Raw genomic sequence first — 12134 nt, forward strand, 5'->3', positions numbered from 1 at the left:
CAAGAAATGTCAACACGCAATTTCATCCAACATCGTTTCATACATCCGCAACATCCTGACTATTGCTGCTTTGATGAGATACACTTCTTCATTGAACCACATCTTCTGCTCAAAAATGCTGTACAAACAAGTCATCTTACCTCGCATTTTCCTGTAACCACCGAACTGCACAGTGCGCCAGGCAGGCGGCGCCGATGGGGCACACATCCTCATTGAACCGCACCTTCGGGTGGTGGGCCGGGTAATCGCCCCGCTCGTCCAGATAGCCCGCTGACAGATACATGAACACCGACGGCACCCGCTCCGCGATCACGGCAAAATCCTCGGACGCACTGGCAGACACCCCCGGATACGGCGTCAGTCCCGGAATATCCAGCTCCTTCATATAAGAAACGATTTCCTCCGTCATGGCCTGGTCGCAGATCAGCGGCGGCACCTCCGAGAGCATCTCGATGCTGGCCGTTCCGCCGTACACCGCAGCGGTACGCTCCGCCACCTCCTTCATCCTGCGCACCAGCAGCTCCCGCGCCTGCTTCTCATTGGTGCGGATCGTTCCCTCCAGCACCGCCGTCTGGGGGATGATGTTGGCTGCCGTACCCGCATGAAACTGGCCGATGGTCAGCACGCAGGCGTCCGACGGCTTGCACTCTCTGGCGATCAGCTCCTGCAGCGCCAGATGCACATGCACCCCGATGTTGATGGGATCGATCCCTGCCTGAGGATAAGCGCCGTGACAGCCTCTCCCTGTGATCGTGATCCGAAAACCGTCCACCGAATACATCATGGTGCCGCCCGCATTGTACATAAACAGCCCCACCGGCATCCGCCCCGGGGACACATGGTAGGCCAGCGCCGCATCCACATGCGGCTCCTCCAGAATGCCGTTTGCGATCATATCCCGGCTGCCCTGGAACGTCTCCTCCGCCGGCTGGAACATGAATTTCACCGTTCCCTTTAACATCCCTTCCTGTTCCTTTAACATCCGCGCCGCCGTCAGCAGCATGGCCGCGTGAAAATCATGGCCGCAGGCGTGGGCGTCCTCCCCTGTGGGGCAGGCGAAAGGCTCCCCGCTCTCCTCCGGCATGGGCAGCGCATCCATATCCGCCCGCAAAAGCAGCACTGGCTGGCCGCCTCCCAGCGTCGCCGTCACCCCGTGGCCGCAGTCCTTCGGTTCCAGCCCGTAAGCCCGTAGCCGCTCCATCACATAAGCCTTCGTCTGAGGCAGCTCCAGGCCGTCCTCCGCGTGGGTGTGCAGATACCGCCGGTCTGCGATGGTCTCTTCCTTTAATTCCTGTGCACGTTTATAAAAATCCATACAAGCAACTCCTTCTGTCATTCTGTTATTTTATGACCGTTGATGCACGGCCTGTCCGTCATCCTGCTGACAGATCTTTATTCTATTATACCCAATCCTGGAAAAGCGGACAATCCTCATATCTTTTCCAAGTTTTTCATGTCTGACCTCAAAAACCACCCATATTTTAATAGCGGATCTCCGCCCGGCTGCCCCCGGTGCGGTCTTTCGTGACAACGATCTGCCGGTCGATGCGCTCTTTCAGCTCCGACACATGAGAAATGATGCCCACCAGCCGGTTGCCCTCGGACAGCCCGGTCAGGGCTTTCATGGCCAGCTCCAGCGCATTTTCACTCAAAGAGCCAAAGCCCTCATCCACGAACAGAGTGTCCATCCGGATACCGCCTGCAGATGCCTGTACTTCATCGGAAAGCCCCAGTGCCAGCGCCAGAGACGCCAGAAAGGCTTCTCCGCCGGACAGGGGTATCGGCGCTGCGCTCGCTGCCGTTGTAATGATCGATGACGTCCAGATCCAGGCCGCTCTGGGATTTTCGATTGCCGGGGAGTTCCCGCCGTTTCAGCTCATACTGTCCATCGGACATGACCATGAGCCTGACGTTGGCCCGGTTCAGGATGCGGTCAAAATAGGTGGTCTGGATGTATGTTTCCAGTGTGATCTTTTCTTTGCCGCTGATGGTGCCGCTGGCGGTCTCATACAGTGCTTTCACCCACTGATAGCGGTGCTCCGCCGCCGTCAGCGCCTGGGACTGCTTGGAAAAATTGTCCCGCACGGACCGATGGTTGTTCTGATACACAGCAAGCTGCCGCTGTTTTTCCGTAAGCTGGCTTCTTTTTCTGCTGTGCAGCTTCCTGCTCTGCCTGTAACGCCTCCACGTCACAGACCGGCAGCGCCAGAAGCTGCTCTTCCAGTGTTTTTTTCTGTCCCTGTAACCCTTCGATCTGCTTTTGCACATCCTCCAGTGCCTGTCGGGCAGCCTCATTTTGCTTCTCGACCTCCTGCGCCTTCTGCACCAGCTTCTGTATGTGCTCTTCCACCGTTTTCCGGTCTTCGAAGGGCAGCTGCTCCGTCAGCTGGCGGATCTGTGTCTGCAGTGCATCCCGCCGGGCAGTTTCCCCGGCAAGCGTTTTCTCCAAAGCCTGTAGTTCGTCCGTTGTCTGCTTCTGTTTTTCCAGCTTTTCAGGAATGGTTTTGTCCAGGGACCGGCGGCGCTGCTGCTTTTTCTCCAGTGTTTTCAACTGGTCTGACAGCGTGCGCAGTTGGTCGTCCGCTGTTCGTATCAGATACGTCAAATGTTTCTGCTGTTGAAGAACATCCATCGGCACACCCAACGCCAGAACAATCAACACATTCGACCTTTCCTGTTTCCGGGGATCTATCGTCTGTGACTCTTCCTCTCCTGCTTTTGCAAACTGCACCCGCAGTGCCTCCACAAGAGCTGCCTCCTGGCTTTCCTGCTGTCCCCGCAGCGCTGCCGCTGCTGCACTTTTCTCGCTGGTCTCCTGGCTTGCCTGATCTGCCTCCTGTTTCGCCAGTTCCACCGCCGCCTGATCCGGCGCCTCTGCCGACGCCTCTGCCAGCACCGGATGATGGAGGGATCCGCACACCGGGCAGGGCTGCCCTTCCGTCAGATCCCGGGCCAGAATGCCCGCCTGGGCATCCAGAAACGCCCGGTTCTTGTGGACATACTCTGCCTGCCGCTGCTCTGCCGTTTCCCGGGCTGCCACATACGCCTCCTGCGCCCGGGCCAGTCTGTCCAGCAGTTTCCCGTAATCCGTCAGCTGCCGCTGCAGATTTTGAATGGTTGTTTTTTGAAGGTGCAGCTGTTCTTCCCGGTGCCTGGCCTCTGCCAGAGCCACGGATACATCCCCCAGGCTCCCTGCCTCTGTCTGCATGACAGTCAGTTCTTCTGCCAGTGTGGAAAGCCGGTTCTTCGTATCCGACAATTCTTTTTCTCTGCGTTGTATCGCCTGATTGGTCTGCCGCAGATCTGCCTGTTTCTGTTCCAGCTCTTCATACCGTGGCAGCTGCTGTTCCAGGATCACATTCTGCCGCTTTGCCTCCTCCGCCTGGGGAAGAAGCGCCTGCGCCTCCTGCGCAGTGGACTGCACGGCCTGCTGCCGTTGTTCTGCCTGTTCCAGGTTCTCCTGCACGGCCTTTTTCTGGCTTTCCCGCTCTGCCCGAGCAGCCGCATCCCGCAGCTTCTGTCCCAGCACATCCAGTTGCTGCTCTGTCCTGTGCAGGTTTTCTTCCAACATCACGGCTTCCTGTTTGTCCCGGGCCAGCAGCTGCTCCAGCAACGGTAAAATTTCATCCGAAGGAAGCCTCCCCTCTCTGGCCAGTTCCACCCGGGAAGCCAGCGGATCCTCCGCTTCACACCGAAGCCCAGACACATATTGCTGCACACTCTGCTGCAGCGCGGCGCAATGTTCTCTGGATCTGGACGCCTCGTTTTTCAACTGCTGCTGCAGCGTGGCATACCCTTCTGTTTTAAAAATCCCCCGAAAGATTTCCATGCGTTCTTTCGTATTTGCCTGCAATAACCGCCGAAATTCTCCCTGGGCGATCATGGCGATCTGAGAAAACTGCTTTCTCGTTACCCCCCAGAATATCCTGCACCCGGGCATCCACATCCTTCAGCCCGGTCATGACACGGCCATCCGGCAACGTAAGCTCGGCTTCCGCCTTTTTGGGTTACCAGCTTATCCCCCCGTTTTGCCGGGCGTTCATACTCCGGGCTGCGCCGCACCTTATAGGTTTTCCCTGCATAAGCAAACACCAGCTCCACCTGCGTGGGTGTTCCGGCATCTGCATATTTGGAGCGCAGCATATCTGCCGTGCGGCTGTCCCCACTGGCCTCCCCGAACAGGGCAAAGGTGATGGCATCGAAAATCGTTGTTTTTCCGGCACCGGTATCCCCGGTAACAAGATACAGCCCTCGGGTACCCAGCTGCTCCAGGGAAAGCTCTGTTTTCCCGGCATAGGGGCCGAAGGCGGACATGGTTAATCGAAGTGGTCTCATTGCGCGTCCTCCCATATGTTCTCTATCAGTCCCTGCACAAAAGCCGTCTGCTCCCCGGTCATAGGCTGCCGGTTCTGTTTTTCATAAAGCCGGGAAAACAGCTCCATGGGCGACAGGTGCTCCACGTCCACCGTGGCCTCGACCTGAAAGCTGCCCCGGGTGCGGGCATTGTCGTAATCCAGCTTCATCAGATTCGGGTAGATCACCCGGAGCTTTCCGATGGCATTTGGCACATCCGTTTCATCGGTCAGGGTAATATGAAAGTAATCATCCCGCGCCATGCCCTCATAAAATGGTCGGGACGTCACTTCCATATAGGTTCCCCTGATCTCCCGCAGATCGTGGCAGGGCCGCAGCGGTACCGTGCGCACATGGATATTCCCCTTTTCTTCCAGTTCCACAATGGAGACGGATTTCTCATGTCCCGCCTCGGAAAAGGAATATTTTAACGGTGATCCGCAGTAGCGTACCGTCTCCCGCCCCACCTTCTGCGGTCGGTGGATATGCCCCAGTGCCACATAATCAAAGCAGTCAAAAACCGCCCCGTCCACATTGTCTGTGCCGCCCACCGACACCTCCTCCGAATCGCTGCGCACTGCCCCCGTGACAAACTGATGGGTCAGCAGCACATTGCGCCGGCTTTCGTCCACCTGCATATGGTCTATGGCAATCCGCAGGGCATCTGTATAATTCTCCGGATCCTCTTCATCAAAAAAACGCCGCACATGGGACGGTTTTAAAAAAGGGAGCAGATACAGATGTACCTCCCCCCAGGCATCCGGCAATGAAATCGGCGCCACATTCCCATCATAGACCGGTGAAACATGAATGCCGCTCTGTCCCATGAGCCGCCCGCCAAAAGCCACCCGTTCCGGGGAATCGTGATTGCCGCTGATCAGGAATACCTGTCGCCCCCGACTGGCCAGCTGCCAGAGAAAATCATCCAGCAGCTGCACGGCCTCCGCCGGCGGTACCGGTTTATCATATACATCCCCGGCGATCAGCACCCCATCCGGCTGCTCCGCATCCACCACGTCTGTGATCTGTTTTAATATATACCGCTGGTCGTCCAGCATAGAAAACCCGTTCACCCGTTTTCCCAGATGAAGGTCTGATAAATGCATCAGCTTCATACTTCTCACCTCTGCATATATTTTACCATAAAATCTACAGTTCCATCGCAAGTTTCTTTTCCCGGGCCAATCTGGCAACGATTTCTATCAGCTGTTCGCGATCCAGCGGCTTTGCGATATGCTCATCCATGCCTGCAAAAACGGTTAAACAGCTTTGGTCTTTTGATAAATTGCCCATTCATTGATTTGGAGCAAGCCATCTTTACTGCCGGAAAGATACAGGATATCCTTTGCGCAGAACAAATAATCCGGCTGAATATTCTCCAGCACCCGTCCGTCACTTTCTATGGCAATAATATTCAACCCGAACCGCCCCCGCAAATTCGCATCGGCCACACTCTTGCCAATGAGTTGCATCGGCACTTGCATTTTGGAAATGTTAATCTGTTCACTCAGTTGGATAATATCCAGTTCTCTTGCCATTTCCAGACGGGCAGCCAGGCGAACCGCCATATCCCGCTCCGGATAGACGACCTCTGCGCCAAGTTTTTCCAAAATAACACCATGTTCCATACTTGTAGCTTTTGCCAGCACCTTTGGAATCCCCAGGGAAACCAGATTCAGGGTCGTCAGGATCGAGGTATCCATCTGCTCTCCGATACAAACTACAGCAACATCGCAATTCTGAATCCCAGAAGCCTGCAATGTCTTTTTATCCAAACTTTTCACGACATACGCATTCTCCGTTAATTCCCTTATTTCAGACACCTTCTCCTCGTCACGATCCAAAACGATCAGTTCTGCACCGGATTCTGCCAATTCCTGGGCAAGCGCCTGGCCGAAACGTCCAAGACCAACGATACCGTAAGTTGTCTTACTACTTTTATTTCTAAACATAGTGTTCCTCCATTATCCAATTGAAATATTCCCAGCCGGATAGCTGATGCGTTCGCCTCTGCCAAAATACCAGAGTGAGGCCACCGTCAGAGGTCCCAGCCTTCCTATATACATGATAAGAATAGACAGCAGCTTTGCCCCGATCCCCAGATCGGTTGTGATACCAGTCGAAAGACCAACTGTTCCAAAAGCACTCGTAACTTCAAAAAGCGCATCCATCAGCGAAACCTCCGGCTCCAGAATCACCATCAGCCAGGTACCTGCGGATACGACAGCTGCAGCCAACAAGGTTACGACAGATGCTTTCCGGAAAGCATCCTTCGGGATCGCATGATGGAAAGCTTTTTCGGATGTGTTGGTTGCCGCTGCTTTAACACCCTGCAGCAAAACGAAAAAGGTACTCGTTTTAATTCCGCCCCCGGTAGAGCCGGGAGAAGCACCAATAAACATCAATCCCGTCAATACCAGAAGGCCTGCAGGCGAAAACGATCTCAGCGGATAGGTTGAAAAACCTGCTGTTCTGGCTGAAATACTGTGAAACAGAGCACCGAGCCAGGTCACATTTTCCGTCAATTTGAGCAGCAGCGTACCCAAGACGATCAACGCGCCGCTGACTGAAAGCACAACTTTCGTGTGCATGGAGTATTTCTTCCATTTCAGCTTATACTGCCATATTTCCCGAATCACAAGAAAGCCGATTCCTCCAAAAAAGATTAACCCACAGGTAACAAGATTCAGCATCACATTGTTTCGGTACGGAATCAGGTTTTGGAAATTTCCCAATATGTCAAAGCCTGAGTTGTTAAATGCTGCCACGGAATGAAACACGCTGATCCAGAGTGCCTTTAAGGGCGGATAATCCTGTACAAAAACAAGAAAACTCAGCAACACCCCTACCAGTTCAAAAACCAGCGTGGTAAACAGCACACTTCTGACAAACCGCACCGCTCCGCTGTTGGAATTCAAATTTGAGGCCTCCCGAATCAGATTTCGACTTTTTAGGTTTAGCTTTTTACCCATAGCCAGAATGATTCCAGCGCTGATGGATGTAACCCCAAGTCCTCCGACTTGTATCAGCAAAGCAAGAAAAAACTGACCTAGCGGTGTAAAGGTGTCACCGGCATCTACGGCGATCAGCCCTGTTACACAAACTGCGCTGGTAGAAGTATAGAGGGAATCGATATACTTTAGCTTAACTCCTTCCCGCACACTGCATGGAAGAAGCAGGAGTAAAGATCCAACAAAAATGACGGCAACAAAGCCTATTGCAATTACCCGTGCCGGTGATTGTGCATGAAATATTTTTTTCATTTTCTTTCCTCTTTTACATTATGGTCTACCTGTAATCGCTTTTCCAGTGCCGACTGCTTTGCAAGAATCGCGTTCACCTTATCGTGCAGATCCTCAATCATGATCTCTGTCTTCAGATTAACTTTGTAGTCGTTTTCAGCCCTGCGGCGGTCCTTTTCCTCCTGACGGTTCTGGCTCATCATGATCAGCGGTGCCTGGATTGCCGCGATACAGGACAGCACCAGATTCAGCAGAATGAAAGGATACGGATCAAACGCCCGCGCTGCCAACACCGTATTTATCATCATCCACAACACCAGGCCGCCGGTAAACGAGAATATAAACGCCCAGCTCCCGGCAAATTTCGCAATAGCATCCGCCGCACGCTGTCCAAGCGTATACTTTTCTTTTCCGCTCTCCGGACTGACTGAAATCTTACTGTCTGCCAGCAGGTTCAGTACCTCCTCGTCAGTCATATCGTGACGGATATCCTTAAGTACCTCTTTTAGCAGTTTTCTGTTTTCTTTCATGATCATATCTCCTTGGTTTTATCATATCAATACCGGTATCTGTGCCAAAACAGAGACAACCGCAACTGCAGCAAAAATGGCAGCGATGGCCAGCGCCGCAATGATGATTTTTCTTTTCATAGACATACCTTCTTTTTTCTGCCCATCCTCTTTCAGGATTTCCTGCACAATTTTGACAATATAGTTCAGATTTATGGATTCTCTAAAGTATATCACACCATCATCTGACAAGCTATATCTTTGTATTCCATTTTGTCATGCGTTTTAAAGATTTATATGGCAACCGGCTATTATCCATCATTTTATCCTAACGCAGTGCTTTCGTGGGGCAGGCCTTTGTGCATTCATAGCAGAGGATACACTCCGTTCCGTTCTTTCGTCTGCGGGACTCTTTACTGACCTCAACATTCATGGGGCAAACCTGCAGGCATTTCCCGCAGTGGACACATTTGCTCTCATCGCAGTGGACACGCAGAAGTGAAAAATAGCTCATGGGCTTGAGAAATACCGTAACAGGACACAGATATTTGCAGAACGCACGGTTATCCCTGAACACAAAGGCCAGCGCAATGCCCGTGATATAGTAAAGTGCGTTCCCCACAAGGAACATCCGGAACATGATCTCCTCCAGATTTGCGACCCTCAGCAAAAACAGCCCGGAAACCAATGCCAGAGATAACGCAAACATCACATACCGCAGCATCCCCAGCTTTTTCACTCGCGGTTTCTGCGGCTGCCTGTAAGGCAGAAAGTCCAGCACCATAGCTGTCCAACAGGCATAGCCGCACCAGCCGCGCCCGAAAAGCAACGGGCCAAATATCTTCGCTACTGCATAATGGATGGTTGCCGCCTCAAAAGCTCCCAAAAACAGATAGTACCAGAAGCCTTCGATCTGCATATTTTCACAGGAGATTATCCCCAGATATAACAGCATATAACTTCCCACCGCCAGCTGCACAAAATGTCGGGCATAACTTTTCCCCGCAGTAAAAAGTGCTGTTCCCAAAGCAATGCAGCCTCCGATGTAGCTGAAATTCAACAGATAAAACAGGTTATCCTTAACAAGCCACAGAGTAATCGCTACTGTCTCAAATAACAAAAATAACAGAATTGACAACATATATTTGCGAAGCATACTATTCTTTCTCATCATTATCTTCGGTCTCCTCGGTTTTGTTCTGAATGCTTTTATCTTTACTCATAAATGCCTCCTCAGGTATATACATCATAAAATATAAATGGGCATTATAAAAGACACAATCTGCATATTGCAAAATTATTGTAAAATTCTATGCTCTTTTATACCGTCAATCCCATCAGGACTGGCAATTTTCATGCAAAAAATTCCGGTGCAGTATGGGCATGACGCGCACACTGCACCGGATATTTCATTATCTATCTGATATTCTCTTTATTTTTTCCTTTCTGTCTTTTGCCATGCAGGACAATGCCGGTTACCCCGAAGCCGGAAGCAAGCAGCAGCGTAATCCAAAGCAGCCTCTGACTGCTGTCGCCTGTTTCGGGAGTACTGGTGTCCCCCACAAAGGTAACTTCAATGGTGTGGCCTTCGTTGTCTGGGTTCTTTTCACCATACTCCGCCTTGCATACCTCGCAGATGGCCTTCGCCGTGCAAGTCGCCGTGCCGCCTGTGCAATCCCCGGTCTCGGTGTGGCTCGCATCGCGCTTGCAGACGCGGGTATGGGTACCGTCACCGTTAGAGACCCAATCGCCATACATGTGCCCGAGCGCAGCGAGTGACACGTCTTTATATACATCTTCTGCCCAGTCCGCTTCAAAGGAAGCCTGATATTTACCAAGGCCGGTCGTAAGGCAGGTCGGTTCAGTGACGACAGAACAGGATGCCGTGACGGTCTCGGTCTCCACGTGCGTGTCGTCCTTCTTGCAGACGCGCTTCGCAGTGCAGCTGTAGCCATCTTTGGTTGACGTCCATGTGTATTCCGTTTTCCCCCAGTCATGGCCGGTGGCGGGAAGGGTAACGTCTTTGGTCTGCATGGGGAAACCAAAGGCAGTGGAGAACGTTGCGGTATACGTACCGGTGCCCTCCTGCAGGCAGGTCGGCTCCGTTGTCACGGCATAGGTCACAGATGCAACATCGCTGACGTCTGTGTTGCAGTTCTTGCACTTGCTGTATGCTGCGCACATATAACCGTCCGGAACCACCGTCCACGTATAGTCCGGTTCGCTCCAGTCGTGGTCTAACAGGTCACCGGATACAAAGGTCGCCGCATCTGCTGTGCCCTCGGAACTCACGCCGCAGACGGTACAGGACTTGTAATAGACCGCCTTTTCGGTACAGGTTGCCGCAGACTTCAGATACATCTCCTCCGCGTTTTCCGCCGTGAAGTCGTGGGTGGAAAAGACTGCCAGGATGGTCACATCAGCTGCGGGCATGGTAAACGTGAATCTGCCGTTTGCAGTCTCGTCGCGGACAAATTGGACGCCTGGCTGATCCGCTGTCAGGTTCTCGAAGTGATACCCCGTATCAGGCATGGCGGTCAGGACAATTTCGCTTCCTGCCCCCGCATCTGCGGATGTAGCGGTCGCCGTGCCGCCGCCCTGCGTCCGCACCGTGACGGTATACCGCCGCGCCACGAGGTACAGCTTCTGGTCGCCGGTATTGTACTCCACCTGGGCGGCCGCATCGTCCGAAGAGAAGAAGCTCTCATAATTCGTGTCACAGATACCCGAGAACGCAACCGGATAGGTCATGATTGGCACCTTTCGTCCATCATCACAGTCGATCTCCGACCGCACATAGATGACCTGCCCGATCAGCTCACCGTTCAGCTCCATCACAAAATCCAGCTCCGGCACAAATGCCGGGTCATCCCGATAACAGTGCAGCACATAGTGCTCCATGCAGCCGGGCCGGTAAACATTCCAGAATGACTCGCGGGTCAGGTTTTCAACAACTTTGTAATCGTCTTTTGTTTCCGGGCGAATGATAATATTCTCTTCTGACATAACTTTTCTTCTCCATCTTTCATGTTGTTCTTTCCTTCTTTCTGTAACCAGCCTCAACCTTGGCAATAAAGTGATCAATATGTGTCGCCAGCAAAGAAGAAAACGATTCTTTTTCCTCTGCACCGTCATAGACACTGTATAAAAGATACATCGGCCCATAGAACTCCAGCGCCAACTGCATAGCGTCCTCATCAGAATCTGCCAGCTTGCGGAAGATGGCCGCCATGTACTCCAAAGGGCCGCCCGCCAGATAATCGTGATGGAGCTGTGCAAGCTTGGGATCACGATACTGCTCCAGCGTCAGCATTTTACGGAAATTAGAAGAAAACGATTCCTTTGTCCAATGGTCAAACTGGGCAAGGCTGTATGTGCGAATTTTTTGAATTGGCGTATGCAGATATGCTTCCGCAAAGCCGTCCGGTTCCATTTCCGGCATTTCATACGCCTCAGCGCGCTCATAGTCCATCTTGTTCATCCGCTCCACGATCTTATCTAAGATTTCCTGTTTGCCGGCATAGTGCTTATATAAGGCGGCTTTCGTAAATCCCAACTGCCCTGCAATATCATTCATAGATGTCCCCAGATAGCCGTTCTGCGCAAACAGTTCCAGCGCGATTCTCAAAATCCGTTCCTTTGTACCCTCTGCCATAACTATCTCCTTCTTCAAAGTAACCATTCGGTAACTCTATTATAGTTACCGAATGGTTACTTATCAAGAACTAATGAAAAAAATATACCCTTTGTTAAAGAGCTGAAAAATGGGCAGCGGTTTTCTCGCGCAGGGCGTTGTCGTTTGTAATCGTTGCGATTCTGGCATCACACTTTTCGCAATCCAGTCCGCAACAGCCGATCAGCTTATTCAGGTGCCCCTCCTTACATCTATCTGCATATATCTAATTTCTGTGCACATTCCAATCGCTTTGATTTTCTTGAGATGTTTTTCTTCAAGCGCATATACGATTCATATACTGGCGTTGTTCCCTCAAGGAAGCCGCCCTGGTGGCCATGTAATGCTTGCAGATCG

12 protein-coding genes are annotated in these 12134 nt (G+C 52.2%); all 12 read right to left on the minus strand.

Features of this window, described 5'->3' with window-relative positions; translation table 11 throughout:
* Positions 1 to 136: 136 nt before the first annotated feature.
* Positions 137 to 1315 carry a M20 family metallopeptidase gene (locus RJD28_14370; protein WNV57412.1) on the minus strand — a complete coding sequence of 393 codons (1179 nt, stop codon included), beginning with the start codon at positions 1313 to 1315 and terminating at the stop codon, positions 137 to 139.
* A gap of 166 nt (positions 1316 to 1481) precedes the next feature.
* A complete protein-coding gene (locus RJD28_14375) occupies positions 1482 to 1826 on the minus strand; it encodes an SbcC/MukB-like Walker B domain-containing protein (GenBank protein WNV59637.1) in 345 nt (114 codons plus the stop codon).
* Positions 1717 to 2085, minus strand: a complete 369-nt coding sequence (locus tag RJD28_14380; GenBank protein ID WNV57413.1) for a hypothetical protein — start codon at positions 2083 to 2085, stop codon at positions 1717 to 1719. The genes RJD28_14375 and RJD28_14380 overlap by 110 nt, the downstream gene beginning before the upstream one ends.
* Positions 2006 to 3940: a hypothetical protein gene (locus RJD28_14385; protein WNV57414.1), complete on the minus strand. Its 1935-nt coding sequence runs from the start codon at positions 3938 to 3940 to the stop codon at positions 2006 to 2008. The genes RJD28_14380 and RJD28_14385 overlap by 80 nt, the downstream gene beginning before the upstream one ends.
* Positions 3910 to 4335 (minus strand): AAA family ATPase, encoded by a 426-nt coding sequence (locus RJD28_14390; GenBank protein WNV57415.1) that lies wholly within the window; start codon positions 4333 to 4335, stop codon positions 3910 to 3912. Before RJD28_14390 ends, RJD28_14385 begins: the two co-directional genes overlap by 31 nt.
* On the minus strand, positions 4332 to 5468 hold the full coding sequence (locus RJD28_14395) for an exonuclease SbcCD subunit D (protein WNV57416.1): 1137 nt from the start codon (positions 5466 to 5468) through the stop codon (positions 4332 to 4334). Before RJD28_14395 ends, RJD28_14390 begins: the two co-directional genes overlap by 4 nt.
* Before the next feature lie 144 nt (positions 5469 to 5612).
* On the minus strand, positions 5613 to 6305 hold the full coding sequence (locus RJD28_14400) for a TrkA family potassium uptake protein (GenBank protein ID WNV57417.1): 693 nt from the start codon (positions 6303 to 6305) through the stop codon (positions 5613 to 5615).
* A 12-nt stretch (positions 6306 to 6317) separates the two neighbouring features.
* Complete coding sequence (locus RJD28_14405; protein WNV57418.1) at positions 6318 to 7616, minus strand: potassium transporter TrkG; 1299 nt, start codon at positions 7614 to 7616, stop codon at positions 6318 to 6320.
* Positions 7613 to 8125 (minus strand): DUF1003 domain-containing protein, encoded by a 513-nt coding sequence (locus tag RJD28_14410; GenBank protein ID WNV57419.1) that lies wholly within the window; start codon positions 8123 to 8125, stop codon positions 7613 to 7615. Before RJD28_14410 ends, RJD28_14405 begins: the two co-directional genes overlap by 4 nt.
* A 307-nt stretch (positions 8126 to 8432) precedes the next feature.
* On the minus strand, positions 8433 to 9278 hold the full coding sequence (locus RJD28_14415) for a 4Fe-4S binding protein (protein ID WNV57420.1): 846 nt from the start codon (positions 9276 to 9278) through the stop codon (positions 8433 to 8435).
* A gap of 242 nt (positions 9279 to 9520) precedes the next feature.
* Positions 9521 to 11110: a hypothetical protein gene (locus tag RJD28_14420; GenBank protein ID WNV57421.1), complete on the minus strand. Its 1590-nt coding sequence runs from the start codon at positions 11108 to 11110 to the stop codon at positions 9521 to 9523.
* Positions 11111 to 11129: 19 nt separating this feature from the next.
* Positions 11130 to 11759 carry a TetR/AcrR family transcriptional regulator gene (locus tag RJD28_14425; protein WNV57422.1) on the minus strand — a complete coding sequence of 210 codons (630 nt, stop codon included), beginning with the start codon at positions 11757 to 11759 and terminating at the stop codon, positions 11130 to 11132.
* Positions 11760 to 12134 lie beyond the last annotated feature (375 nt).

This window comes from Oscillospiraceae bacterium NTUH-002-81 (assembly GCA_032620915.1).
Classification (GTDB): Bacteria; Bacillota; Clostridia; order Lachnospirales; family Lachnospiraceae; genus JAGTTR01.

Coding starts and splice junctions, on each gene's coding strand:
- RJD28_14405 (WNV57418.1), bottom strand. CDS start 7,616: ATGAAAAAAATATTTCATGCACAATCACCGGCACGGGTAATTGCAATA.
- RJD28_14390 (WNV57415.1), bottom strand. CDS start 4,335: ATGAGACCACTTCGATTAACCATGTCCGCCTTCGGCCCCTATGCCGGG.
- RJD28_14395 (WNV57416.1), bottom strand. CDS start 5,468: ATGAAGCTGATGCATTTATCAGACCTTCATCTGGGAAAACGGGTGAAC.
- RJD28_14415 (WNV57420.1), bottom strand. CDS start 9,278: ATGATGAGAAAGAATAGTATGCTTCGCAAATATATGTTGTCAATTCTG.
- RJD28_14400 (WNV57417.1), bottom strand. CDS start 6,305: ATGTTTAGAAATAAAAGTAGTAAGACAACTTACGGTATCGTTGGTCTT.
- RJD28_14385 (WNV57414.1), bottom strand. CDS start 3,940: ATGCCCGGGTGCAGGATATTCTGGGGGGTAACGAGAAAGCAGTTTTCT.
- RJD28_14420 (WNV57421.1), bottom strand. CDS start 11,110: ATGTCAGAAGAGAATATTATCATTCGCCCGGAAACAAAAGACGATTAC.
- RJD28_14370 (WNV57412.1), bottom strand. CDS start 1,315: ATGGATTTTTATAAACGTGCACAGGAATTAAAGGAAGAGACCATCGCA.
- RJD28_14425 (WNV57422.1), bottom strand. CDS start 11,759: ATGGCAGAGGGTACAAAGGAACGGATTTTGAGAATCGCGCTGGAACTG.
- RJD28_14410 (WNV57419.1), bottom strand. CDS start 8,125: ATGAAAGAAAACAGAAAACTGCTAAAAGAGGTACTTAAGGATATCCGT.